Here is a 22,694-nt window from a genome sequence, read left to right on the forward strand (position 1 = left end):
CTTGGAGCCCCGATGACCGCCAGCGCCGCCCGCGGCTTCCCCGCCTTCCCGCCGCAGCGCGCGGGCGCCCGTTTCGCCACCACCTGGTGGGGGCGCGCCTGGGTCCAGGCCATGGAGGACACCTCCCTGGATCACAAGCTGCTGCGCAAGGGGCGCGCGTACGCCAAGACCGGCCAGCTCGGCCCCATCACCGTCAGCCCCGGCCGGCTGGCCGCCGTCGCCGAGAGCGAGTACGACACCGTCGTCCGCGTCGAGCAGCTCGGCGACGCCGCCTGGGAACGCTTCCTGGACCAGGTGGCCGCCAAGTCCGGGCACATCGCCGCCCTGCTCGACGGCGACATGCCGCACGACCTGGTCGAGGCCGCCGCGGACGCGGCCGTGCCGCTGCTGCCCGCCGTCGGCGACCTGGAGCCCGAGTGCGGCTGCCCCGACTGGGGTCACCCGTGCAAGCACGCCGCCGCCCTGTGCTACCAGGCGTCCTGGCTGCTGGACGCCGACCCGTTCGTGCTGCTGCTCCTGCGCGGCCGCGGCGAGCGCGACCTCGTCGAGGCCCTGCAGGGACGCGACGCCCCGGCCCCCTCCACCCGGGCGGCTCCGGCAGGGGTGCCGGTCGCGCCGGCGTACGCGGCAGGGGTGCCCGCGCTGCCCGAACCGCCGCCCGCCGACGTCCCCCGCACGCTCCCCACCTGGGCGCCGGCCCCGGGCGTTGACGTGGCCGCCCTGGCCGGGCTGGCCGCCTCCGCCGCCGCGCGGGCCCGCGAGCTGCTGCTGCGCGGCCGCCTGCCGGAGCTGACCGAGCATCAGGACCACGTCAGGCTGGCCGCCGAGCACGACCTCGGCCTCGGCGGGCTCCCGGACGCCGCCGTGCAGGCCTGGCGGTACGGCGGCGCGGACGGCCTGGACGCGCTGGAGAACGCCTGGACGCCGCCGCGCCGCGACGTGGCCAGGGCCCAGGCGCTGCTGGAGGCCGCCTGGGAGGACGAGACCCGGCCGGAGGTGCGGATCTGGCGCAACCGCTGGACGCTCGGCTCCCTGCAACTGCGTTACGGCCGCGACGGCCGCTGGTACCCCTTCACGCTGCGCGAAGGCGACTGGTGGCCCGCCGGGCCGCCCGAGCGCGACCCGGCGGCCCTGCTGTCCTGAACGCGGCTCCTGAACGCTGCTTTTGGACGCGGCTCCCGAACACGGCGTCTCGAACGCGGCTCTTGGGCGCGGGCGCGGGTCAGGTGGCCACCGAGACGACGTGACCCACCGAGGCGGCGTCGCCGATCAGCTCCAGCAGGCACGCGGCCAGGTCGGCGCGGGTGGTGTTCATGCCGCCACGCAGGTTGCGGTCCATGGCCGTGCGGTAGGCGCCGGTACGGCCGGCGTCGGTCAGGCGGGACGGGCGCACGATTGTCCAGTCGAGGTCGCCGGCTCGCAGCAGCTCCTCCGCCCTGGCCAGGTCGGCGTACGAGTGGCGGAACAGGCGCTGGACGACGAGGGGCTTGAGCACGTACCGGACGAGGGGACCGTCGTCGGGGCCGGCCACCATGCCGGAGGCGCTGACCATCAGCAGGCGGCGCGAACCGGTGCGGCGCATGGCGGCCATGATGGAGGTGATGCTGCCGGAATGGACCGTGGTGGGGCCGCGCTCGCGCGTGCCCATCGCGCTCAGCACGGCGTCGCGGCCCTTGACCGCCGGCGCGACGGCGTCCGGGTCCATGACGTCGGCCTCCACGACGTCGAGGCGGTCCCGCAGGTCGGCGGGGAGCCGGGAGGCGTCGCGGACGACGGCCGTCATCTCGTGGGCCCGCTCCAGCCCCTGACGCAGGAGCTCCAGCCCGGTGCCGCCGGTCGCTCCGAAGACGGTGAGCCTCATACCGATCCGCTCCTTCTCCCTGGGGTGAGTAAGTGTCCACTCACACCCACCATAGCGCCCCGCGTGCCCGCTCGTCCTAGAGCGCGGCGGCGATCGGCTCCAGCCCCGCGATCAACGCGTCGAGCTCGTCCGCGCCGAGCACGTCGTACGCCGGCGCGGCCAGCTCGTCGGTGCGCGCCTCGATCCGCTCCTTGGTCTCCCGGCCGGCGTCGGTGAACCCGCCGGCGGCGTCCACCAGGCCGCGAGCGCGCAGCCCGTCGACGACGGCGGCCAGCCGCGCCTTGGGCAGATGGTGGATCCGGCCGAAGTCCTCCGCCCGCATCCCGAGCGAGAGGGCCAGCAGGACGTGGGCCTCGGTGCCGCCGATGCCGTGGGCGAGCAGGACGGCGTTGTGGCCGTCCCCCCGGTGCTCGCGCAGCAGCGTCGCCGCGTGCCACAGCCTGGCCACCGGCTCCTCGGGCACGGCGAGCTCCCGCAGCCCGGCGTACAGCGCCCGGCCCTCGGCCGGCGCGCTGCGGGCCGCCCGGAGGGCGAGGTCGGCGGCCCGCTCCAGGCCGGGCTGGTCGGCGAGCTCCCCGATCCGCTGCCGCAGCGCGGCGGCGCTGGCGCGCTCGCGTACGGCGATCGCCTCCTCCGGGGTGATCTTCCCCCAGACCCAGGGGATGTGGCGGGCCACCTCGCCCTCGGCGAAGTTGTAGAACACCGCGTGCACCACCCCGGCCGGCGCGAGTCCCAGCGGCGCGGCGCGGCCCGCGAAGTATCCGTCCCAGTAGTTGCGCATGCCGAGCGCCAGGAACGCCTCGTTCACCGCCTCGGAGAAGGCGATGGTGGCGATCGGCTCGATGAGCTCGAACATGCGGCGGATCTTGGCCTGTGGGTGCGTCAGCATCGGTCGGCGTCTCTTTCGGTCGTGACGGCGCCCCTCGTGGGCGGCCCTTCACCCTGGCTACGAACGACGCGGCCCGGATTCGACGACTCGGGCCGAAGATTTTCCGCCGACTGAATTGGTCCTCTGACAGCTGGTCGGATCGGACCTTATCGAGGGTACCGATTCCTGCCAGGCTGAGGACATGACGACGACAGCGACCCGCTTCGAGGGCCAGGTGCTCACGCCTGGCGACACCGGCTACGACAGCGCCCGTACCGTCTGGAACGCCATGATCGACCGGCGTCCACGCATGATCGTCCGCGCGACATCCGTCGCCGACGTGGTGGCCGCGGTGCGACTGGCCCGCGAACAGGACCTGGAGATCGGCGTGCGCTGCGGCGGCCACAACGCCGCCGGCTTCGCCGTGCCCGACGACGGTCTCATGATCGACCTGACGCCCATGGGCGGCGTGCGGATCGACCCGGCCCGCCGCCTGGCCCGGGTGCAGGGCGGCGCGCTGCTCGGCGCGCTGGACCGGGCCTCCCAGGCGTACGGCCTGGCCACCACCGCCGGCAACGTCTCCCACACCGGCGTCGGCGGGCTCACCCTCGGTGGCGGCATGGGCTGGCTGGCCCGCCAGTACGGCCTGGCCTGCGACAACGTCGTCTCCTACACGGTGGTCACCGCCGAGGGCGACGTGGTGACCGCGAGCCGTACCGAGCACCCCGACCTGTTCTGGGGCCTGCGCGGCGGTGGCGGCAACTTCGGCGTCGTCACCGAGTTCGTGTTCCGGTTGCACCACACCGGCACGCGGACCCTGGTCGCCGAGTTCGACTTCCGCGCCGAGGACGCCGTCCCGGTCATCGAGGGCTGGCGCGACCTGAACGCGGTCGCGCCCCGGCAGGCGACGTTCACCGCCGGTGTCGGCAGTACTCCCTCCGGCCCGATCGCCACGCTGGGGTTCGTGTGGGTCGGCGACCCGGCCGAGGGCCGTCGGCTGCTGCCCGCGATGCGGGCGCTCGGGCGTCCCGTCGCCACCCGCGTCACCACGCCGTCGTACGTCGAACTGCAGCGCCGCGAGGACTCCACCGGCGGCCACGCGTACCGCCGCTACGCCAAGGGGCACTACCTGCGAAGCTTTCCCACCGCGGCCATCGAGGCGTTTCTGCTGCGCGGCGGCTCCGACCTGAGCGCCGATCCGGGCCTGCCGGGCGTCGGCCTCCAGGCGCACGGCGGCGCCATCGCCGACGTCCCGGAGGCGGATGCGGCGTTCAGCCACCGCGACACGATGTTCGAGTTCGGCGCCGGCTCCCGCTGGAGCGACCCGGCCGAGGACGACGCCAGGATGGGTGCCGCCCGCGCCGCCGGGGCCGCGCTCGAACCGTACGCCGGCGGGATCTACGTCAACTCGTTGACGGCCGACGAACTGGCCGATGAGCGGCGCGGTGTGCGGCGGGCGTACTCGGACGCGAAGCTGGCCAGGCTGACCGCGGTGAAGACCGCGTACGACCCGGCGAACGTGTTCCACCTGAACCAGAACATCCGCCCGGCGCGATCAGCACGGTGACCGGCCTTGGCGGCGAGCATCGTGACCGGCCGCGTCAGGAGCTCCGTACCTCCCGGATGGCCGTCGCCAGCAGCGCGACCCCTTCGGTGATGGCGCTCTCGCCGAGGATGGCGTAACCGAAGATCAGGCCGCCGGGCCCGGCGGCGGCGATCCGGTACGGCCCGACGCCCTGAACGCCGAGCCCGTGCCGGGCGGCGGCCGCCACCACGGCCGCCTCGTCGAGATCGGGCGGAAGCCAGGCGACCACGTGCTGCCCGGCGGCGATCCCGGCCGGTCGCAGCTCAGGCAGACGGGTACGCAGCGCGCCGAGCAGGACGTCGCGGCGCCGCCGGTACACCGGGCGCATCCGGCGCAGGTGACGGTCGAACTCGCCGCGGCCGAGGAAGTCGGCGAACGTCAGCTGGTCGATGACCGGTGAACCGCGATCGGCGAGCAGCTTCGCCGCGGCGACGTCGGCGACCAGGTGGGCGGGCAGCACCATCCAGCCGAGCCGCAGCCCCGGCGCGAGCGTCTTGCTGGCCGTGCCGCAGTAGACGACGTGGTCGGGGGCCAGGCCCTGCATGGCGCCCACGGGAGAGCGGTCGTAGCGGTATTCGGCGTCGTAGTCGTCCTCGATCACGATCGCGCCGCGGCGCCTGGCCCAGCGGATCACCTCGGCCCTGGCCGCCGCCGGCAGCACCCCGCCGGTCGGCCACTGGTGCGACGGCGTGAGGATCAGCGCGTCGGCGTCGGCCCGGTCGAGCGCGTCGGTCCGGACGCCGTCCGGGCCCACCGGGATGCCGGTCACGTCGAGTCCCGCGTCCACGGCCAGCACCCGGGCGTCGTCGGCGGACGAGGGGTCCTCCATGGCGATCCGCTCGACGCCGCGTGCCGCGAGCACCTGGATCAGCAGCGAGATGCCCTGGGCGTAGCCGTTGCAGACGACCACGTTGCCGGGGACGGCCAGGGTGCCGCGCACCCGGTTGAGGTAGTCGCACAGGGCCTGGCGCAGTTCGGGCACCCCGCGCCCGTCGAGGTAGGCGAACCGGTCGTTGGGCGTGGTGGTGAGCACACTGCGGACCGAGCGCAGCCAGGCGGCCCGGGGGAACTGCGACACGTCGGTGCGCCCGTACCCGAAGTCGACCTTGAAACCGGGGCCCGGCGCCGTCGCCTGTGCGGGGTCCGCGCCGGCGGCGGCCGGCGGCATCGACGCCGCGACCTGGGTGTAGCCGCCCGAGCGGCTGGCCAGGTAGCCCTCGGCCACGAGCTGCTGGTAGGCCTCCACGACCACCCCGCGGGAAACCCCGAGCCCCGAGGCGAGGGTGCGGGTGGGCGGCAGCGACGCGCCGGCGCGCAACCGGCCGGCCCGGATGCTCGTGCGGATGGACGCCTCGATCTGCCGGTGCAGCGGCACTCCGGCGTCGCGGTCCAGCTCGATGAGCAGGTCCTCGGCCGGCCCGGAACCGGTCCTCGATCGCCCCACGGAACGGACCCTACTCGTCGGCCAGCAGCCGGCGCAGGAGTTCCTCGTCGCCCGGATGCAGCTCGCCGACGAACCGCCGCAGGACGGTCGCGCGGTCGTCCTCGGCGTCGAGCAGGGCGCTCATCCGCTGCGCGACCAGCCCGGCGGCGTCGGTGAGAGCGCCGTAGCGGTAGGCGCGCCCTTCGCGGCGGCGGGCGACCGCCTTCCTCCTGTGCAGGCGGACCAGCGTGGTGACGACGGCGCTGTAGGACAGCCCGCCCTCGGGATCGACGAGATCGCGGACCTGACCGGGCGTGAGCGAGCGCCCCGCGTCGCGCAGAGTGGCGAGGATCGCCGCCTCCAGTTCGCCGGGCCGGCGGCGCCGGCCTTGATCGGGAGAACCGTCCGCCGGATCTTCGTTCATCACGCCCACCCTACCGGCCCGCCTGGCTAGTTAGGTGAGCCTATGTTAACTTCTACAAGCGTGTAGCAGGGCTGAGCGTTGGCCCGCTCGCCCAAGCATTGGAGCAAATCGGTGTTCGCCAGCTTTCTCATCGGCCTGCGCGAAGGACTGGAGGCGGCTCTCGTCGTCTCCGTGCTGGTCGCCTTCCTGGTCAAGAGCGACCGCTCGGACCGGCTGCCGCACGTCTGGACCGGCGTGCTGGCCGCCGTGGCGCTCTCGGTCGGCTTCGGCGCGATCCTGACCTTCACCGCCGCCAGGCTCGGCCACACCGGTCAGGAGCTCTTCGACGCGATCACCTCGCTGCTGGCCGTCGTCTTCGTCACCTGGATGATCTTCTGGATGCGCCGGGCCGCCCGCGCGCTCTCCGGCGAGCTGCGCGGCAAGCTCGCCGGCGCGCTGGAGCTCGGGCCGGCGGCCGTCGTCGTCATGGCCTTCCTGGCCGTGGCGCGCGAAGGGCTGGAGACCACCCTGCTGTTCTTCGCCTCCGTGCAGGGCGCGACCACCTCGGCCCAGCCGCTCATCGGCATCAGCCTCGGCCTGCTCGCCGCGGTGGTGCTCGGCTACGGCCTGTACAAGTCGGCCGTCCGGATCAACCTGACCAAGTTCTTCACCTGGACCGGCCTGCTGCTGATCCTGGTCGCGGCGGGCATCTTCAAGTACGGCGTGCACGACCTGCAGGAGGCGAACGTCCTGCCCGGCCTGAGCACCTACGCCTTCGACCTCAGCGCCGTCCTGCCCGCCGACTCCTGGTACGGCGCCCTGCTGGCCGGAATGCTCAACATCACCCCGCAGCCCAGCGTCGCGGAGACCATCGCCTGGGCCGCCTACCTGATCCCCACGCTCTTCCTCTTCCTGCGCCCCGCGCGCACCCAGCCTTCTCCCGCGCCCGCGGTCTGAACAGGAGCACCATGTCCGCCACCATCCGTCTCACCGCCGGCGCTCTCGCCCTGGCCGGGCTGACCGCGCTGACCGCCTGCGCGGCGGAGGCCCCCGCCCCGGGCGCGGCGCCGAAGCCGGGCAAGGTCACCGTGAACGCGAGCGACACCGAGTGCAAGGTCGCCGTCTCGGAGGTCGCGGCCGGCACCAGCACGTTCGCGATCACGAACGGCGGCAGCAAGGTGACCGAGTTCTACGTGTACGCGCCGGGCGACCGCGTGCTGGCCGAGGTGGAGAACATCGTCCCCGGGCTGACCCGCGAGCTGATCGCCGAGCTGCCCGCCGGAACCTACGAGACGGCGTGCAAGCCCGGCATGGTCGGCAAGGGCATCCGCAACCCGCTCAAAGTGACCGGCGAGCACAAGCCGCTGACCGCCGACGCCAAGCTCGCCGAGGCCACGCGGAGCTACCAGCGCTACGTCAAGTCGCAGAGCGACACGCTGCTGGTCAAGACACAGGAGTTCGTGGACGCGGTCAAGGCGGGCGACATCGGCAAGGCCAAGGAGCTCTTCTCTGTCTCGCGTACGTACTGGGAGCGCATCGAGCCGGTGGCGGAGATCTTCGGCGACCTCGACCCGGCGATCGACGCCCGCGAGGCGGACCTGGCCGACGGCGAGGAGTGGACCGGCTTCCACAAGATCGAGAAGGATCTGTGGATCACCAAGGACGTGAGCAAGGACGGGCCCGTCGCCGACAAGCTCATCGCCGACGTCAAGACCATCGTGACCAAGGCCAACGCCGCCGAGCTCACCCCGCTCAACCTGGCCAACGGCGCCAAGGAACTGCTCGACGAGGTGGCCACCGGGAAGATCACCGGTGAGGAGGACACCTGGTCGCACACCGACCTGTGGGACTTCGACGCCAACCTCCAGGGCTCCAAGGCCGCGGTGCAGGCGCTGCGCCCGGTGCTGGAGGAGCGGGCGCCCGACCTGGTCAAGACCCTGGACGAGAAGTTCGCCGCCGCCGAGACCGAGCTGGGCGAGCATCGCAAGGGTGACGGCTGGCGGCTGCACGACGAGCTGTCCAAGGCCGAGCTCAAGCGCCTGTCCGACGTGATCAACGCGCTGGCCGAGCCGATCAGCGAGATCGCACCGATCGTGGCGCGATGAACGAACGGCTGAGTCGCAGGAAGGTGTTCGGCCTCGGCGCGGCGGGAGTCGCCGCAGCCGGCGCCGGCGCGATCGCGTCCCGTTCGCTCCTCCAGGAGCCGGCCGCCGCGCACGCCACCACCGCCGACCCCTTTCCCTTCTACGGCGAGCACCAGGCGGGCATCGTCACGCCCGCCCAGGACCGGCTGCACTTCGTCGCCTTCGACGTCGTCACCGACAAGCGGGCCGAGCTGGTGGACCTGCTGCAGGAGTGGACGGCCGCCGCCGCCCGGCTCACCCAGGGGCAGGAGGCCGGCGCCCTCGGCGCGGCCGGCGGCTCGCCCGAGGCCGCGCCGGACGACACCGGTGAGGCGCTCGGCCTGCCCGCCTCGGGGCTGACGCTGACGATCGGGTTCGGCCCGTCCCTGTTCGACCGCCGCTTCGGGCTGGCCGCCAGACGCCCCGCGGCCCTGGCCGACCTGCCGAAGTTCCCCGGCGAGCAACTGGTGCCGGAGATCTCGGGGGGCGACCTGTGCGTGCAGGCGTGCGCGCACGATCCGCAGGTCGCCGTGCACGCCATCCGCAACCTGACCAGGATCGGCTTCGGCAAGGTGTCGGTGCGCTGGTCACAACTCGGCTTCGGCCGTACGTCCTCCACCTCGCGCGCCCAGGTGACCCCGCGCAACCTGATGGGCTTCAAGGACGGCACCAACAACATGAAGCTGGAGGACGCGGCCCTGCTGCGCGACCAGCTCTGGGCCAGGGCGGAGGACGGCACCGGCTGGATGGCGGGCGGCAGCTACCTGGTGACCAGGAAGATCCGCATGATCGTCGAGACGTGGGACCGCACCTCGCTGCGTGAGCAGGAGGAGATCTTCGGCCGCAGCAAGGGCGAGGGCGCGCCCGTGGGCCGGAAGAACGAGTTCGACCCGGTCGACCTCGCGGCCATGAAACCCGACGCCCACGTACGGCTGGCGCATCCCAGCAGCCACGGCGGCGCGCATCTGCTGCGGCGCGGCTACAACTACGTCGACGGCTCCGACGGGCTCGGCCGGCTGGACGCGGGGCTGTTCTTCATCGCCTACCAGCGTGATCCGCGGAAGCAGTTCGTGCCGGTGCAGATGGGCCTGGCCAAGGCCGATCGGCTCAACGAGTACATCAAGCACGTGTCGAGCGGCGTGTTCGCCTGCCCGCCCGGCGTCAGGGACGCCGGGGACTACTGGGGACGCGCCCTGTTCGGATGAACGATCCCCGCCTCAGTGCAGGGCGCCGTGGGCGAGAACGAGCAGTTCGACCAGATCGTAGAGGGCCTCTCCGGTCCAGATGAGCGAACTCGCCGCCAGCACCGCGGGAATGGCGGCCGGCCAGGCCCGGCCGCCGGCGTTCTGGTGGCCGAGCAGCGCGGCGACCCGGCGCGGTATCGCGCCTGGGCGCCTCGGCCTGGCGAAGGAGGCGAACCTGCCGGCCTGCGGCGAAGGCCGGCCGTGCGCGGCGAGCGCCGCCGTGCCGATCGCCCTGGCCACGACCGTGCGGTCGCCGACCGCCGCTGCCGCGTGCTCGTCGGCGGCCCGTTCGGTCAGGTAGCCGACCCGGTCGGAGACCCACCACAGCGCGGGGTGCAGCGCGCCGGCCAGGTCGCTCAGCACCATCAGCGCGGGATGGCCCTGGGTGAGATGCGCCCGTTCGTGGGCGAGCAGAGCCTCGTACTGCTGATCGGTGAGGATCTTCCGCATCCCGGTCGTGACCACGACGTGGCCGGGCCTGCCCGGGACGGCGAACGCCTCCACCCGCGGGCTCCTAACCACGACGACCCCGTCATGGGCCGCGGCCCCGGCCCATCGCGCCGCGAGGGCGCGCCCGCCGCGATGACGCCGCACCACCCGGCCGGCGGCCACCGCCGCCCACACCAGCAGGCCCACGCACAGCCACGGCGCCCAGCGCACATTTCCCGTGTCGGCGATCACCGTCTGATAGGACCACCCGAAATATCCGGCGACCGCGGGAACCTCGGCGGCGGCCTTGACGGCGAACGCCGCCACATTGAGCACGCTCGCCAGCGCGGTCCCGGCCGCCGACCAGGCCAGGACCCTGGCCGCGGGCGCCGGGGGCAGCCGGTCGGCGAGCAGCGCGATGACGACGACCAACGCCACCGGGGCCGCCACGACGGACCAGACGAAATGATCGAACAAGGTGGTGCTCCCGCGGACGCGTCACCGGCGACCGCTTCCCCGAGCGGTCCTTAGGCAAAGCTAACCTAACGTCGCTGAAGGGCGGAAGGAAGGGACGGTGGACGGCGGCGTCCGCTTCCGGCCGGGGTCATGGGGCTTATACATCAAACTGGTTTGATGTATTGTCGGGGTCATGGTGAGCTCGCCCACCCCGGCCTTCGTCCGGCTGGCCGCCCATCCCATCCGGTGGCGGCTGCTGACCGAGCTGGCCACGGGTGACCACCGGGTCCGCGAGCTGGTCGACCTGGTCGCCGAGCCGCAGAACCTGGTCTCCTACCACCTGCGGGAGCTGCGTAGGGGCGGGCTGGTCACCGCCCGCCGCAGCACGTTCGACGCCCGCGACAGCTACTACCACCTCGACCTGGAACGTTGTGCCGCGGCGCTGGCCGACACCGGCGCCCTCCTGCACCCCGCGCTCCGCCTCTCCCCGCTCCCGCCTCCATCTTCAGCGGCGTCCGTCCGCCCGCCCGTGGTGCTGTTCGCCTGCACCGGCAACAGCGCCCGCTCCCCGATCGCCGAGGCCCTGCTGCGCCACCACGCAGCCGGCCTGGCCGAGGCGGCCAGCGCGGGCAGCCACCCCAGGGAGCGGCTGCACCCGGACGCCGTGCGCGTCCTGCGCGAACGTCACGGCATCGACGTGAGCGACCAGCGTCCACGGCATCTGGACAGCCTGGCCGGCCGCCGCTTCGACTACGTGATCAGCCTGTGCGACAAGGTCCGCGAGGTCTGCCCCAGCTTCGGGCCCCGTTCCCGCACGGTGCACTGGAGCATCCCCGACCCCGCCGCGCCCGGCTCCTCCGCTTCCGGCGGCAGCGGAGCCGGGCGGGACGAGGAGGCCCGTCACCTCGCGTTCGACCGCGTCGTGGCGGAGATCGACATCCGCATCCGCCACCTGCTGCCCGTCCTCACGTCACAGGAGGTCTCGTCTTGACATCCTCCCCCTCCTGAAGGAGGGGGATTCCCACGGTCGCCCGTGAGGCTTCCTGCTTCACTGCCGGTCGCCCGCCCGAGAAAGGAAATCCTCGTTGAGGTCTTACACCAGCTCCACAGGCGTTTTTCCTCTCCGCCAGCCCGGCGGCGAGGGTGTTCCTGATTGTTCGTCCGGCGGCTTGGTTATCGCCACCGCCGAACAGATCAACGAGTCGTGCCGTGTCGCGCGGCGTTTTGACGCCGGTTCGCCTGCCGGCGAACAGGCTGCCCCTGTCCTGCTCCGCAGGGGTCCGATTCCTCCCCCGCCTGAAGGCGGGGGTTTCCTCGGAGGTACCTGATGACCGCACCAGCACAGGAACAGCTCGCCGGCGTGCGCTATCTCGTCGACGACGTGGCCGCCGCCGTCGACTTCTACACCACCCATCTGGGCTTCACCCTGCGCCTCGACGCCGCGCCCGCCTTCGCCGACGTCGTCCGCGGACCGCTGCGGCTGCTGCTGTCCGGACCGGCCAGTTCCGGCGCCCGCGCCACCCCCACGGGCCTCACCGCAGGGGGCAACCGCATCCACCTCATCGTCGGCGACCTCGACGCCGAGATCGCCCGCCTCCGCGCCGCCGGGCTGTCGTCCTTCTCCAGCGACGTGGTCGCCGGCCCCGGCGGACGCCAGATCCTGCTCACCGACCCGGCGGGCAACCTGGTCGAACTGTTCCAGCCCGCCCAGGCTTGATCCGGCCCGGCCGGCATCAGCCCGCGCTTTCCGGCAGGCCGCTCCTGGCCGGCGGGCGTTCCTGCGGCAGCCGGCGCTCCAGGCGCAGCATGAGGACGGCGCCCAGCGCCGCGAGGAGGCCGACGACCAGCCACGGGAGCAGCCGGTTCTGGTTGAAGAGCAGGCCGAACAGGCCGGGGGCGAGGATGTTCGCGATGGCGAAGGAGTACTGGAACGACGCCAGGTACGTGCCCCGCGACCCGGCCGGCGCCGCGTCCGCCGCCAGCGCGTTCGTCGCCGGCCCGGAGATCATCTCCGCGACGGTGTAACACAGCACCACCGCCACCAGGTACGGCACCAGCACCTGCGCCGGCAGCAGCACGGCGACCGCCGACGCGAGGCACCACAGCGCCCACAACGCGCCGGCCCAGGTCAAGGCGCGGGCGCGGGTCCAGCGGCGGCGGACGAACCGGGTCAGGGCGGCCGTGCAGGTGGCGAGCAGCAGCGTGTTCATGGCCAGGAGGGGGCCGGGCGCCCAGTCGGGGCCGGACAGTCCCTGGACGACGTAGACGGGCAGGGACAGGGCGAGGAACGTGCTGCACAGGGCGAAGATCGTGCACGTCCCGATCAGCGCGAGGTAGGGCCGGTCACGCAGCAGCGCCCGGTGCCCGGAAGGACGGTCCGCCGGCGGCGGCTGATGGGGCAGCGCCGGCACCGTGAGCACGACCATGAGCGCGGCGGCCAGGAACGCCAGCGCGCTGCCCAGGATCAGCCCGTCGTAGACGCGCGTGGAGTCGAAGGCGAGCATCGCGCCGGCCAGCAGCGCTCCGCCGCCGGCGCCCGCCTCCCTGATCATCCCCGTGCGCGCGTACCAGTGATCCTTCGCCTCCGCCGCCTCGGCGTCCACCTGATGGGCGTGGTCGGCGTGGTCGGCGATGAGCGTGAAGATCGAGGACCAGTAGACCCGCAACCCCACCGTCGTCACGAGGACGGCGACCACCAGCGACCCCGCCCCGGAGACCGTCAGGTAGAGCAGGAAGCCGAGCCCTTGCAGCGCCTGGCCGCCGGCGACCACCAGCCGCGGCCCGAACCGGTCGGCCAGCCGCCCGACGACGATCGGCACCGGCAGGGTCAGCGCCGTGGTCACGCTGACCAGCAGCCCGATGGTCGCCAGGTCCAGGTCGGTGACCTTGAGGAAGTACAGCAGGGACAGCGGGAGATACAGGCCCGTGCCCAGGGAGTCGATCGCCACCGCCGTCAGCAGTGGCCAGCGCCTTCGGCGTCGCCGCTCGATGTCCTCGTCTTCCGCCGCCCGCGCCACGCCGATGCACCACCCTGGTCCCGTCCGATGATGAGCCCTATTTCCTAGCATGAGAAGTCCGGGTTTCACCTGGGCTTCCGCGCGAGCCGGCTCCAGGAGGATGGACCATCTGTCCGTCAAGGGTTCCGGGTCCGTCCCGGCGGATCGGCCGGACCTGCGCCCGCGCGCCTCATCCCCCGCTGGGGGGAGGGGCCCACCCCTTCGCGGGGAGGCGAGGCCCGGTGCGCGCTTCCTACGATCGGGCCCATGAGTGATCTCCATCGTCCGCGGCGCTGGCCGGCGTACCTGATGGCGGCGCTGTTCCTCGGCTACGCCGCCGGGAAGGCCGTCTTCGCCGCGCAGGCCCGGCTCGGGTTCCCGGGCGGACCGCCCGTGTCGGCCGCCGAGGCCGCCGGCTACTTCCTCGAGCCGGCCACCGCGCAGTGGCTCGCCGCCGCGACCGGCGTGCTGGGCGCATGCGTCGCCATGGCCACGGTCACGACGGCCGGCCGCGGCGTGCCGCGCGCGTTGATGCTGCTCGTCCTGGCCGGGATGACGCTGGCCGTCGTGGGCGGGGGCGGCATCATGATCGTGGACGGCTTCGTCGGCATCGGCGTGGGCTGGCGGTGGTATCACGGACTCCTCGGGACCGTCGCGATCGCCGTGTCCCTGGAGATGATCAGGTCGTACGTGAGAGCCACGAGGCCCGTCCCGGCGTGATCCGGCCCGGGAGCTCATGCCCCAGGCGGCTGGAGATCCGCGCGGGTGAACACCGGGCAGCCGAGGAGTTCGCCGAGAACGGTGCGCTGCCTGCCGGTCAGCGGATTGAAGAACACCACCGCCAGGGCATCCGCCTCCGCGCGTTCCTGAGCGATCTCGCGGACCTTCCCCGTGCTCATGAGCGTCCTGGAGGAGTACGGCCGGTCCATGTTGTCCCTCCCCCCGGGAGCCCGTCCCTTCTTCCCACCCGAGATCCCCCGCCGCTGGACGAAGCACCCGACGACCCGGCCGCCCAGAGCGGCCACCTCTCCCGCCAGAGCATCCATACACGCCAGGTGATCCTTCCGCCTGGCGGAGAAAAGACCTGCGAGAAGGACATCACCGCCCTCGATGACGTCCTTGGGGGCACGTACAGGAGATGGTCGCCCAGCCTTCCGGCGCTTCCGCTCACCACGCACCTCAGCAGCTTAGATACGGGCGCCGGGAGAGTCGAACCAGGTCGAACCACCGCCTCGGAAGACCCCCTGCGTCAACCAAGGGTTGACGATTCCAGTGCGTCAACCTATGGTTGACGGCATGCAGAGCAACGTACGACTCGACGACCTCATCACCACGATCAAGGACCGCCACCCGGACGGCGACCCCCTCGGCGAGCTGTCCGACGCCGTCACCCTGGCCGAGCACATCGGCGAGATCGCCGACCACCTCATCGGCCACTTCGTCGACCAGGCCAGGCGCTCCGGCGCCTCGTGGACCGACATCGGCCACAGCATGGGCGTCAGCAAGCAGGCCGTGCAGAAGCGCTTCGTGCCCAAGAGCAGCGGAAACTCCCGGCCCCTCCAGGACGATCTGCGTACCTTCTCCCGCTTCACCGACAAGGCGCGCAGCGTCCTCGTCAAGGCACAGGAGGAGGCCCGTACGGGTGGCCACGCCCACATCGAGGCCGGGCACCTGGTGCTGGGCCTGCTGCGCGAGCCCGAGGGGCTGGCCGCCACGACCATGGTGGCGCTCGGCGCCTCCCTGGACGCGGTCAGGGACGCCGTCACGGCCGAGCTCGGCCCCGGCGACGGGCCGGGCTCCCAGCCGACGCCGTTCACCGCGCAGGGCAGGAAGGCGCTGGACCTGGCCGCGCGCGAGGCGCTGCGCCTCGAACACGACTTCGTCGGCACCGAGCACCTCCTGCTCGGCATCCTGTCGCTGGACGACGCGCCGGTGGTAGGCACGCTGGCCGGGCTCGGCGTGGCCAAGCAGTCCGCGGAGGCGGAGATCGTACCCGCGGTCGAACGGATGCTGCGCTCGAAGAACGCGTGATCCCGCGCCGGCCGCCTTCGCCCCGGCCCCTTGAGCCGCGACCGTGCGCTGCCGGCCTTCCCGCTGTCGGCCTTGCGCTCTCGGCGAAGACGTTCCGCCGTGGGCGATGACGGGTGCCGTACGGCGGATGCGGAGGCGATCGTTGAGGAGGCGAGGCACCGGGCGGCGGAAGGGGGGCATCAGCGCGATGGCGGTGACGGAGGTGCGTGGACCGGCCGGCTGGCTGGCGGCGGAGGTCCGCGACAGCGATGACTGGCAGACATATCTCGGCGAGCGACACCAGCGGGAGATCATCGACGCCGTGAGAGCCGGGCCGGGCGACGGACGGTTCCCGCTGCCGACACTCGGCCCCGTCCTGCGGGATGTGCGTGAGCGGCTCGTGCGCGGCCGCGGGTTCGTGCTGCTGCGGGGAGTGCCGGTGGGCGAGCTGAGCGAGCGGGAGTGCGAGGCCGCCGCGCTGGGCCTGGCCGGGCACGTCGGGCAGATCCTCCCGCAGGGCCCGGACGGGGCGCCGCTGAGACACGTACGCGACACCGGCGCCGACCCGGCCGGCGCCGTCACCCGCAGCTACCAGCACAGTGGGCAACTGGGTTACCACAGCGACCCGTATGACGCCGTCGCCCTGCTGTGCCTGCGCCCGGCGCGATCCGGCGGGCTCAGCTCCATCGTCAGCTCCGTCGCCGTGCACAACGAGCTCGTACGCACCCGCCCCGACCTGGCCCAGGTGCTCTACCAGCCGTGGTGGCACGACCGCCGCACCGGGGACGGTCCCGACAGCTTCTACACCAAGCCGCTGTGCACCCCGCGCCCGGGCGGCGGAGTGTCCATCGCCTACGGGCCCGACTACCTCCGCTCGGCGCTGCGCGGCCCCGGCGTGCCGCCGCTCACCCCCGCCCAGACGGAGGTGATGGAGCTGCTCGACCGGCTGACGGGCGACCCCCGCTTCGCGCTGACCATGGACCTGCGGGCCGGCGACCTGCAGCTACTCAACAACCATGTCGTCCTGCACAGCCGCACCGCCTACACCGACCACCCCCGGCCCGACCTCCGCCGCCACCTGCTGCGCCTCTGGCTGACGACATAGCGGCGGCCGGCCCAGCGGGCGCTCAACGGGTGCTCAGTGGGGCTCCGCGGGCCCGGCGGGAGCTCGGCGGGCGGGGCGGCTGATCACCAGGAGGCCGGGGAGCCGGTGACGGCAGACAGCGGCGGGGCTCGGCGAAGGGCGGCCGGTCGCCCCGAAGGCCGAAAAGCCGGTAACGGCAGGCGAGCGGCGGGCCCCGGCGGTGGCGCGATCCGGACCAATCTTCGCCAGTGGTTGTCAGGCTTGGGCGGTTGGTCTGACGACGACCTCGCTGATGTCGACGCCCCCCGGCTGCTCGATGGCGAACCCGATCGCCGCCGCGATGGCCGAGGGCGGGATGGCGATCTCGTCGCGCTGCCGGGCGATCGCCGCGGCCGCCTCGGGGGGCGCCCCCTTGCCCACCCCCTCGGTGTTGGTGAACCCGGGTGAGACGAGGGTGACGCGCAGGTCGGGCCCCGACTCCTGGCGCAGCGCCTCGGTCAGCACCTTGACCGCCGCCTTGGTGGCCGCGTAGACGCCCTGCGGCGATTTCACGACGTACGCCGCGGTGGAGGCGACGTTGACGAACTGGCCCGAGCGTTGCCGCCGGAAGACGGGCAGGGCCGCGCCGATGCCGTTCAGCAGCCCGGTGACGTGCGTCGCGACCATCGCGTCCCAGTCGTCCTGGCGCAGGTCGTCGAAGGGTGACACCGCCATCGTGCCGGCGTTGGAGACGAGGACGTCGAGCCGGCCGTACCGATCGATCGCCGTGTCCGTGAGCAGCATCATGTCCTCGCGGCGCGTCACATCGACGACCTCCCCGACGGCCGAACCGCCTTGGGCGGCGATCTGCGCCACCACCTCGCGCAGCCGGTCCTTTCTGCGCGCACCGAGCACGAGCCGGGCGCCCCTCTCGGCGAGGTACGTCGCCGTAGCCGCTCCGATGCCGCTGCTGGCGCCGGTGATCGCCACCACCTTTCCCGCGATGCCTGTCATGATCAGCAATCCTTCCCCGAGGTATGTGCGCCGGCCGGCCGATGGCCTACAGTGAAAGTGGAGGCGCCACCACTTATTTGCAGCGTAAGTGGGCACGCCTCCGTTTAGCAACTCGAAGGACGGAGAGGGGACGACGGGCCGCCGATGAGCCAGCACGCACCGCGCCCGTTGCGAGCCGACGCGCGCCGTAACCGGGACAAGATCATCACGGCCGCGGCGGGCATCTTCGCCGAACACGGACTGGACGCCCACCTGGAACGCATCGCCAAGGAGGCGGGCGTGGGCACCGCCACCCTCTACCGCAACTTCCCCACCCGGGAGGCGCTGATCGAGGCGGTCTACCGCAACGAGATGGCCCAGCTGTGCGACGCCGTGCCGGACCTGCTCGCGGAGCATGCGCCGGACGAGGCCCTGCGCGCCTGGACGCGCCTCTTCCTCGACTACGTGAGCGCCAAGCTCGGCATGGCCGACGCCCTGCGCGCCATCGCCGCCACCGGCGAGAACCCGTACGGTCACAGCCGGGAGATGATCCAGGACGCCATCACCGCCCTGATGGACGCCTGCGTGGCCGCCGATCTGATCCGCACCGACATCAGCCCGGCGGACCTGGGCGCCGCCCTGGCGGGCATCGCCCTCACCTCCGCCGCGCCCGAGCAGCGGGAGCAGGCCGAACGCCTGCTCGACCTCACCCTGGACGGCCTCAGGATTCGAACGTGACGCCACGAGAAGACCTTTCCCGCGCGTGAGACGCCGCTCCCTCCGGACGCCCCCTGCGCCGCCGGACGAGGAGGTCGGCCCTTGATCGGAGCCGACACTAAGATCGCGGGCATGCGAGTCTTCATCTCGGTCGACATGGAAGGTGTCGCGGGCGTCGCGACCCTCGACCAGGCCGTACGCGGCGGCACCGGCTACGCGCGAGCCCAGCGGCTGATGACCGCCGAGGCCGACGCCGCCGTGAGGGGCGCCTTCGACGCCGGCGCCGAGGAGGTCGTGGTCAACGACAGCCACGGCAGCATGGACAACCTCCTGCACGCCGAACTGGACCCGCGCGCCCAGGTGGTGACCGGCTCGCCCAAACCGCTGGCCATGATGCAGGGCATCACGGAGGGCGACGCGGTCGCCCTGCTGGTCGGCTACCACGCGGCGGCGGGCGAGCGCGGCGTGCTGGCGCACAGCTTCTCCGGCACCTTCCGCGAGATCCGGGTGAACGGCGCGCCGGTCGGCGAACTCGAGGTCAACGCCCTGCACGCCGCGGCGCTGGGCGTGCCCGTGGGGCTGGTCACCGGCGACGACCTGGTCTGCGCCGCGGCGGCCAAGGCGCTGCCCGGAGTGCGGACCGTACCGGTGAAGCGGGCGGCGGGCTTCCATGCGGCGACCTCCACACACCCGTCGGTGGCCGCCGAGCGCATCAGGGCCGCGGCCCGCGACGCCGTGGCCGGCCACGCCGGGCTGGAGTGCCCGCCGGTGCCGGACAGCTTGCGCATCGAGATCGAGTTCTCCACCCCGCTGGCCTGCGACTACGCCATGTACGTGCCTGAGGCGCGGCGGCTCGGCGGCCTGGGACTGGTCCGCGAGGTCGGCAGCACCGAGGACCTGATCAGGCTGATCTCCGCCTGCCTGCACCTGTCGGCACACGCGACCGCCACGGTGGCGGCCCGACGGTGAGCCTTCAAGGCGGCGAGCACGTCCGGGGTTTCCGTAAGCTCTGATCATGGGATGGGAGACACTCAAGCGGTGGGGTGCGGACGTCGCCCGCGTCGAACCGCTCACCGGCGGGGTCGCCAACGACGTGTGGAGTGTGCGGGTCGGCGGGCGGCTCGCGGTCGGGCGGCTCGGCGGCAGGAGTGACGCCGATCTCGCGTGGGAGACCGAGCTGCTCCGGTACCTCGACCGCGAAGGTCTGACCGTTCCGGTGCCGATCCCGACGACGGACGGCCGGCTGTTCGCCGACGGTCTGGTGGTGATGACCTACGTCGAGGGCGGCCCGCCCGAGACGGAGGACGACTGGCGGCGTGCGGCCGGCGAGTTGCGCAAGCTGCACCGGTTGACGCGGGGCTGGCCGCAGCGCCCGGGCTGGCGCTCGTCGGCCGACTTCCTGCACGCCGAGACCGGCACGAAGGTCGATCTCGGCGCGATGCCGCCTGAAGGTGTCGCCCGGTGCCGGGCGGCGTGGGCGCGGCTCGCCGGACGGGAGACCTGTGTCGTCCACGGCGACTCCAACAACCTCGGCAACGTCCGGGTGACCGCGGACCGGGTCGCGCTGATCGACTGGGACGAGGCGCACGTCGACGTTCCCGAGCTCGACCTGGTGCTGCCCGGCAACGCCGCCGGTCTGGAGGAGGGCGCGTACGACGTCGCCGCGCAGGCGTCGGCCGCGTGGGAGGCGGCCGTCTGCTGGGACGACGCGTACGCGGTCAAGCGGCTGGCCGAGGTCCGGCCCGTCTGAGAGCCGGTCTGAGAGGGGCCGAGTCACCCGGGAGCCTTGCGGCTGAGGTGCTCCCAGGCACGGTACGCCGCCGCCCGCTCCTCGACGCCGGCCAGCACCATGTCATAGGAAGCGCCGCCCACGACGAGCCGCCGCGGCGGCTCGGGCAGGCCGGCCAGCTCCATGATCACGGGCGCCGCCGTGCTCGGGGCGGGACCGGCGTCGTCGCCCCACATCTCGATCAGCTGGTCGCGCAGCCGCTGGTAGTGCGGGGCGGGGGCGGTCATCGTGGTGCCCGCGGTGAACAGGCCGGTGTCGTAGCCGCCCATCTGGACGATGGTGAGTTTGACGCCGAACTGCTCCGCCTCCATGGCCACCGCCTCGGAGATCGAGTCGAGGGCCGACTTGCCGGCCGCGTACAGGCCGGTCATCGGGAAGCCGCCGCCGGTGCCCATCGTCGTGACCTGGAGGATGCGGCCGCCGCCCTGGGCGCGCAGGTGCGGCAGCACGGCCTGGGTGACCCAGAGCGCGCCGAACAGGTTGACCGCGAAGTGCGCCCTGATCTGCTCTTCCGTGGCCTCCTCCACCATGCCGAGCAGCATCGTCCCGGCGTTGTTGACCACGACGTCGAGCCGGCCGAAGGCCGCCGTCGCCCGCTCCACGCCCTCGAACACGGCCGCCCGGTCGGAGGCGTCGAGCGGCAGCCGTACCAGACGGTCTGGATGTTCTGCGGCGAGGCTGTCGAGTGGCTCGACGTTCCGCGCGGCCGCGATGACGCGGTCCCCCGCTTCCAGGGCCGCTTCCGTGAACGCGCGGCCCAGTCCGCGCGACGCGCCCGTGATGAACCACACCCGGCTCATGAGGCCCTCTTTCTGTAGATACGTCCCCAACGAGGCAAGACGGTACGTCTCGCCTCGCAATGCTGTCAAGACGGAACGTCTCGTCTCATGGTGTGGTACGATCCCCGCCATGGTGAAGCAGCCCAACCCCGCCCGCCGCAGCGAGCGCTCCCGGCAGGCCATCCTCGACGCGGCCCGTGAGCTGGTCTCCGAGGTGGGCTACGCCAAGCTGACCATCGAGGCCATCGCGGCCCGGGCCGGCGTCGGCAAGCAGACCATCTACCGCTGGTGGCCCTCCAAGGGCGCGGTCGTGCTGGACGCGTTCCTCGCCCTCAGCGAGGCCGGGCCCGAGCGGAGCATGGCGCTGCCCGACACCGGCGACGTGGCGGCCGACCTCAAGACGGTGATGCGGGCGACGGTGGCCGAGTTCGCCGACCCGGCGTTCGAGGGGCCGATCCGCGCGCTCAACGCCGAGATCATCAACGATCCCGCGCTGGCCGCGCAGTATCGCGAGAAGCTGGCCGGCCCGGTGGACGAGGCCAAGAAGGACCGGCTGCGCAGCGCGCAGCGGGCCGGGCAACTCGCCGCGGACGCGGACCTCGACCTGGCCCTCGAGCTGCTGTACGCGCCCCTCTACCAGCGCTGGCTGCTCCGTACCGGCCCGCTCACCCCGGACTACGCCGACGCCCTCGTCGAAGCCTTCCTCAAGGCCATGAATCCGGCCTGACCTGGCCCTTCAGGCCGGGCGGACGCAGAAGGGATGTCCGGCCGGGCTCGCGTACACCCGCGCGGAGGCGCCGGCCGGGCTCAGCCGCGTGCCGCCGGCGGCACGCACCCGCTCGTCCGCGGCCGCCGCGTCGTCCGTGGCGAGGTCGACGTGCAGTTGCTGGGAGGCGCCGCCCGGCCAGCGCGGCGGCGTCTGCCCGGGAGCGTGCTGGATCACGATCACGAGGAAGCCGTCGATCCGCAGGAAGTGGTGCGCCGCCGTCCTCGTGATCGTGCCGCCGAGCAGCCGGTGCCAGAACGAGCTCTCGCTCGCCAGGTCCGCGGCGTCCACGACGAGCGATGTGAGACTGAAGGTCATGATGCCCTCCTTTGATCAGGTACGGAACACGACTCAGACGACGGGGATGATGCCGCCGTCCACCCGGTACTGGGCGCCGGTGAGCCATCGGCCGCGGTCGCTGGCGAGGAACACGATCAGCTCCGCGACGTCCTCGGGCCGCCCCGGCCGCCCCATCGGGACCTGCAGCCGCTCCACCAGCCGCCGCTGCACCTCCTCGACGGTCACGCCCTGGTCGTCGGCCAGGTGCTGCAGGTGCTCGGCCGCTCCTTCGGTGACGACGAAGCCCGGCAGGACGCACACCACGCGTACGCCGCGCGTGCCCACCGCCGTCGCCAGCTCGCGGCTGTAGGCGTTGAGGGCCGCCTTCGACGCCGCGTACGACGCCTCATGGGGCTGGGGGATGTGGCTGGCGATGGAGGAGACGTGCACCACGACGCCGGAGCCGCGCTCGACCATCCCGGGAACGAGGGCCCGGTCCAGCCGGACCGCGCTGAGCAGGTTCATCTCCAGGTCGGCCAGCCATGACGCGTCGGAACGCTCCAGGGTCGGCGCCGGCCGGGACTCGGCCCCGGCGTTGTCGACCAGGACGTCGATGCCCCCGGCGCTCTCCACCGCGCGCCGCCCGAGCTCGGCCGCCCCCTCCGCGGAGCGCAGGTCGGCGGGGATGAAGGTGGCGGCCAGGTCGTCAGGGGGCGCGGTACGCGAGGCCGTCAGCACGGTGGCGCCGCCCGCGGCGAAACGGCGCGCCGTGGCCAGCCCGAGCCCGCGGCTCGCGCCGGTCACCAGCACGCGCAGCCCGGTCAGCTCTTCGTGGTCGATCGTCATGAGGGTGACTCCTCCGATAAGGTGAACCTGACTCCGGAAACTGTACACACCAAACGGAGTCGGA

Annotated in this window: 25 protein-coding genes; 14 read left to right on the forward strand and 11 right to left on the reverse strand. The window is 72.8% G+C overall.

Going from position 1 to position 22,694, the window contains the following annotated elements; all coding sequences use genetic code 11:
• Positions 1–12 precede the first annotated feature (12 nt).
• Positions 13–1,143 (forward strand): SWIM zinc finger family protein, encoded by a 1,131-nt coding sequence (locus tag B0I32_RS16805; protein ID WP_106239924.1) that lies wholly within the window; start codon positions 13–15, stop codon positions 1,141–1,143.
• 79 nt (positions 1,144–1,222) lie between these two features.
• Here the strand turns inward: B0I32_RS16805 and B0I32_RS16810 are convergent, their stop codons facing one another.
• Together B0I32_RS16810 and B0I32_RS16815 are read right to left on the reverse strand one after the other, a co-directional pair.
• Positions 1,223–1,861, reverse strand: coding sequence for an NAD(P)-dependent oxidoreductase (locus B0I32_RS16810; RefSeq protein ID WP_106239925.1), 639 nt, complete (start codon positions 1,859–1,861; stop codon positions 1,223–1,225).
• 76 nt (positions 1,862–1,937) lie between these two features.
• Positions 1,938–2,750: a MarR family winged helix-turn-helix transcriptional regulator gene (locus tag B0I32_RS16815; RefSeq protein WP_219911845.1), complete on the reverse strand. Its 813-nt coding sequence runs from the start codon at positions 2,748–2,750 to the stop codon at positions 1,938–1,940.
• A gap of 181 nt (positions 2,751–2,931) precedes the next feature.
• On the opposite strand from B0I32_RS16815, the gene B0I32_RS16820 reads away from it, so the two are divergent.
• A complete protein-coding gene (locus B0I32_RS16820; protein WP_106239928.1) occupies positions 2,932–4,296 on the forward strand; it encodes an FAD-binding oxidoreductase in 1,365 nt (454 codons plus the stop codon).
• Between the two features lie 34 nt (positions 4,297–4,330).
• On the opposite strand, the gene pdxR is transcribed toward B0I32_RS16820, so the two are convergent.
• Positions 4,331–5,758: a MocR-like pyridoxine biosynthesis transcription factor PdxR gene (gene pdxR / locus B0I32_RS16825; protein ID WP_106239930.1), complete on the reverse strand. Its 1,428-nt coding sequence runs from the start codon at positions 5,756–5,758 to the stop codon at positions 4,331–4,333.
• 10 nt (positions 5,759–5,768) lie between these two features.
• Positions 5,769–6,161, reverse strand: a complete 393-nt coding sequence (locus B0I32_RS16830; protein ID WP_106240197.1) for a BlaI/MecI/CopY family transcriptional regulator — start codon at positions 6,159–6,161, stop codon at positions 5,769–5,771.
• A 111-nt stretch (positions 6,162–6,272) separates the two neighbouring features.
• Between B0I32_RS16830 and efeU the strand changes: the two genes are divergently transcribed.
• Genes efeU through efeB form a run of 3 tightly spaced genes read left to right on the forward strand, consistent with a single transcriptional unit; the run spans position 6,273 to position 9,468 of the window.
• Positions 6,273–7,097: an iron uptake transporter permease EfeU gene (gene efeU / locus B0I32_RS16835; RefSeq protein WP_106239932.1), complete on the forward strand. Its 825-nt coding sequence runs from the start codon at positions 6,273–6,275 to the stop codon at positions 7,095–7,097.
• 11 nt (positions 7,098–7,108) lie between these two features.
• The gene (gene efeO, locus B0I32_RS16840; RefSeq protein WP_106239933.1) at positions 7,109–8,245 is read left to right on the forward strand and encodes an iron uptake system protein EfeO; all 1,137 of its coding nucleotides are present in this window, start codon (positions 7,109–7,111) and stop codon (positions 8,243–8,245) included.
• Entirely contained in the window at positions 8,242–9,468 is a 1,227-nt protein-coding gene (gene efeB / locus B0I32_RS16845; RefSeq protein WP_106239936.1) for an iron uptake transporter deferrochelatase/peroxidase subunit, read from the forward strand. The genes efeO and efeB overlap by 4 nt, the downstream gene beginning before the upstream one ends.
• A gap of 12 nt (positions 9,469–9,480) precedes the next feature.
• Here the strand turns inward: efeB and B0I32_RS16850 are convergent, their stop codons facing one another.
• Complete coding sequence (locus B0I32_RS16850; RefSeq protein ID WP_106239938.1) at positions 9,481–10,413, reverse strand: M56 family metallopeptidase; 933 nt, start codon at positions 10,411–10,413, stop codon at positions 9,481–9,483.
• A gap of 172 nt (positions 10,414–10,585) precedes the next feature.
• On the opposite strand from B0I32_RS16850, the gene B0I32_RS16855 reads away from it, so the two are divergent.
• Positions 10,586–11,383 carry an arsenate reductase/protein-tyrosine-phosphatase family protein gene (locus B0I32_RS16855; RefSeq protein WP_106239940.1) on the forward strand — a complete coding sequence of 266 codons (798 nt, stop codon included), beginning with the start codon at positions 10,586–10,588 and terminating at the stop codon, positions 11,381–11,383.
• Positions 11,384–11,719: 336 nt separating this feature from the next.
• Entirely contained in the window at positions 11,720–12,109 is a 390-nt protein-coding gene (locus B0I32_RS16860; protein WP_106239942.1) for a VOC family protein, read from the forward strand.
• Between the two features lie 16 nt (positions 12,110–12,125).
• Here the strand turns inward: B0I32_RS16860 and B0I32_RS16865 are convergent, their stop codons facing one another.
• On the reverse strand, positions 12,126–13,409 hold the full coding sequence (locus B0I32_RS16865; RefSeq protein WP_219911846.1) for an MFS transporter: 1,284 nt from the start codon (positions 13,407–13,409) through the stop codon (positions 12,126–12,128).
• A 246-nt stretch (positions 13,410–13,655) separates the two neighbouring features.
• Here B0I32_RS16865 and B0I32_RS16870 point away from each other — a divergent pair, with 246 nt between their 5' ends.
• Positions 13,656–14,108 carry a hypothetical protein gene (locus B0I32_RS16870; protein ID WP_106239948.1) on the forward strand — a complete coding sequence of 151 codons (453 nt, stop codon included), beginning with the start codon at positions 13,656–13,658 and terminating at the stop codon, positions 14,106–14,108.
• A gap of 14 nt (positions 14,109–14,122) precedes the next feature.
• Here the strand turns inward: B0I32_RS16870 and B0I32_RS16875 are convergent, their stop codons facing one another.
• On the reverse strand, positions 14,123–14,434 hold the full coding sequence (locus B0I32_RS16875; RefSeq protein WP_146178199.1) for an HflX-like GTP-binding protein: 312 nt from the start codon (positions 14,432–14,434) through the stop codon (positions 14,123–14,125).
• Between the two features lie 250 nt (positions 14,435–14,684).
• Between B0I32_RS16875 and B0I32_RS16880 the strand changes: the two genes are divergently transcribed.
• Both B0I32_RS16880 and B0I32_RS16885 read left to right on the forward strand, forming a co-directional pair.
• Positions 14,685–15,419, forward strand: a complete 735-nt coding sequence (locus B0I32_RS16880; RefSeq protein WP_106240201.1) for a Clp protease N-terminal domain-containing protein — start codon at positions 14,685–14,687, stop codon at positions 15,417–15,419.
• A 193-nt stretch (positions 15,420–15,612) separates the two neighbouring features.
• Positions 15,613–16,503 (forward strand): TauD/TfdA family dioxygenase, encoded by an 891-nt coding sequence (locus tag B0I32_RS16885; protein WP_181307465.1) that lies wholly within the window; start codon positions 15,613–15,615, stop codon positions 16,501–16,503.
• Between the two features lie 234 nt (positions 16,504–16,737).
• On the opposite strand, the gene B0I32_RS16890 is transcribed toward B0I32_RS16885, so the two are convergent.
• Positions 16,738–17,475 carry an SDR family oxidoreductase gene (locus B0I32_RS16890; RefSeq protein ID WP_106239953.1) on the reverse strand — a complete coding sequence of 246 codons (738 nt, stop codon included), beginning with the start codon at positions 17,473–17,475 and terminating at the stop codon, positions 16,738–16,740.
• Positions 17,476–17,619: 144 nt separating this feature from the next.
• Between B0I32_RS16890 and B0I32_RS16895 the strand changes: the two genes are divergently transcribed.
• The 3 genes from B0I32_RS16895 (at position 17,620) to B0I32_RS16905 (ending at position 19,921) form a co-directional block, all read left to right on the forward strand.
• On the forward strand, positions 17,620–18,192 hold the full coding sequence (locus B0I32_RS16895; protein WP_106239955.1) for a TetR/AcrR family transcriptional regulator: 573 nt from the start codon (positions 17,620–17,622) through the stop codon (positions 18,190–18,192).
• Positions 18,193–18,303: 111 nt separating this feature from the next.
• Complete coding sequence (locus B0I32_RS16900) at positions 18,304–19,140, forward strand: M55 family metallopeptidase (RefSeq protein ID WP_106240203.1); 837 nt, start codon at positions 18,304–18,306, stop codon at positions 19,138–19,140.
• 46 nt (positions 19,141–19,186) lie between these two features.
• The gene (locus B0I32_RS16905; protein ID WP_106239957.1) at positions 19,187–19,921 is read left to right on the forward strand and encodes a phosphotransferase enzyme family protein; all 735 of its coding nucleotides are present in this window, start codon (positions 19,187–19,189) and stop codon (positions 19,919–19,921) included.
• Positions 19,922–19,944: 23 nt separating this feature from the next.
• On the opposite strand, the gene B0I32_RS16910 is transcribed toward B0I32_RS16905, so the two are convergent.
• Positions 19,945–20,760 (reverse strand): SDR family NAD(P)-dependent oxidoreductase, encoded by an 816-nt coding sequence (locus B0I32_RS16910; protein ID WP_106239959.1) that lies wholly within the window; start codon positions 20,758–20,760, stop codon positions 19,945–19,947.
• Positions 20,761–20,869: 109 nt separating this feature from the next.
• On the opposite strand from B0I32_RS16910, the gene B0I32_RS16915 reads away from it, so the two are divergent.
• A complete protein-coding gene (locus B0I32_RS16915) occupies positions 20,870–21,466 on the forward strand; it encodes a TetR/AcrR family transcriptional regulator (protein ID WP_106239962.1) in 597 nt (198 codons plus the stop codon).
• Between the two features lie 9 nt (positions 21,467–21,475).
• Here the strand turns inward: B0I32_RS16915 and B0I32_RS16920 are convergent, their stop codons facing one another.
• Entirely contained in the window at positions 21,476–21,823 is a 348-nt protein-coding gene (locus B0I32_RS16920) for a VOC family protein (RefSeq protein WP_106239964.1), read from the reverse strand.
• Between the two features lie 33 nt (positions 21,824–21,856).
• Positions 21,857–22,630, reverse strand: a complete 774-nt coding sequence (locus B0I32_RS16925) for an oxidoreductase (protein ID WP_106239966.1) — start codon at positions 22,628–22,630, stop codon at positions 21,857–21,859.
• Between the last annotated feature and the right edge of the window lie 64 nt (positions 22,631–22,694).

The sequence above is a fragment of the Nonomuraea fuscirosea genome, assembly GCF_003001935.1.
Taxonomy (GTDB): domain Bacteria; phylum Actinomycetota; class Actinomycetes; order Streptosporangiales; family Streptosporangiaceae; genus Nonomuraea; species Nonomuraea fuscirosea.

What these genes read in the sequence shown, in the direction of transcription:
- B0I32_RS16855 (WP_106239940.1), top strand. Translation starts at nt 10,586, where the DNA reads ATGGTGAGCTCGCCCACCCCGGCCTTCGTCCGGCTGGCCGCCCATCCC.
- B0I32_RS16820 (WP_106239928.1), top strand. Translation starts at nt 2,932, where the DNA reads ATGACGACGACAGCGACCCGCTTCGAGGGCCAGGTGCTCACGCCTGGC.
- B0I32_RS16920 (WP_106239964.1), bottom strand. Translation starts at nt 21,823, where the DNA reads ATGACCTTCAGTCTCACATCGCTCGTCGTGGACGCCGCGGACCTGGCG.
- B0I32_RS16860 (WP_106239942.1), top strand. Translation starts at nt 11,720, where the DNA reads ATGACCGCACCAGCACAGGAACAGCTCGCCGGCGTGCGCTATCTCGTC.
- efeO (WP_106239933.1), top strand. Translation starts at nt 7,109, where the DNA reads ATGTCCGCCACCATCCGTCTCACCGCCGGCGCTCTCGCCCTGGCCGGG.
- B0I32_RS16815 (WP_219911845.1), bottom strand. Translation starts at nt 2,750, where the DNA reads ATGCTGACGCACCCACAGGCCAAGATCCGCCGCATGTTCGAGCTCATC.
- B0I32_RS16880 (WP_106240201.1), top strand. Translation starts at nt 14,685, where the DNA reads ATGCAGAGCAACGTACGACTCGACGACCTCATCACCACGATCAAGGAC.
- B0I32_RS16915 (WP_106239962.1), top strand. Translation starts at nt 20,870, where the DNA reads ATGGTGAAGCAGCCCAACCCCGCCCGCCGCAGCGAGCGCTCCCGGCAG.
- B0I32_RS16830 (WP_106240197.1), bottom strand. Translation starts at nt 6,161, where the DNA reads ATGAACGAAGATCCGGCGGACGGTTCTCCCGATCAAGGCCGGCGCCGC.
- B0I32_RS16870 (WP_106239948.1), top strand. Translation starts at nt 13,656, where the DNA reads ATGAGTGATCTCCATCGTCCGCGGCGCTGGCCGGCGTACCTGATGGCG.
- B0I32_RS16890 (WP_106239953.1), bottom strand. Translation starts at nt 17,475, where the DNA reads ATGACAGGCATCGCGGGAAAGGTGGTGGCGATCACCGGCGCCAGCAGC.
- B0I32_RS16810 (WP_106239925.1), bottom strand. Translation starts at nt 1,861, where the DNA reads ATGAGGCTCACCGTCTTCGGAGCGACCGGCGGCACCGGGCTGGAGCTC.
- B0I32_RS16910 (WP_106239959.1), bottom strand. Translation starts at nt 20,760, where the DNA reads ATGAGCCGGGTGTGGTTCATCACGGGCGCGTCGCGCGGACTGGGCCGC.
- B0I32_RS16900 (WP_106240203.1), top strand. Translation starts at nt 18,304, where the DNA reads ATGCGAGTCTTCATCTCGGTCGACATGGAAGGTGTCGCGGGCGTCGCG.
- B0I32_RS16905 (WP_106239957.1), top strand. Translation starts at nt 19,187, where the DNA reads ATGGGATGGGAGACACTCAAGCGGTGGGGTGCGGACGTCGCCCGCGTC.
- B0I32_RS16875 (WP_146178199.1), bottom strand. Translation starts at nt 14,434, where the DNA reads ATGGATGCTCTGGCGGGAGAGGTGGCCGCTCTGGGCGGCCGGGTCGTC.
- B0I32_RS16805 (WP_106239924.1), top strand. Translation starts at nt 13, where the DNA reads ATGACCGCCAGCGCCGCCCGCGGCTTCCCCGCCTTCCCGCCGCAGCGC.
- B0I32_RS16925 (WP_106239966.1), bottom strand. Translation starts at nt 22,630, where the DNA reads ATGACGATCGACCACGAAGAGCTGACCGGGCTGCGCGTGCTGGTGACC.
- efeB (WP_106239936.1), top strand. Translation starts at nt 8,242, where the DNA reads ATGAACGAACGGCTGAGTCGCAGGAAGGTGTTCGGCCTCGGCGCGGCG.
- B0I32_RS16895 (WP_106239955.1), top strand. Translation starts at nt 17,620, where the DNA reads ATGAGCCAGCACGCACCGCGCCCGTTGCGAGCCGACGCGCGCCGTAAC.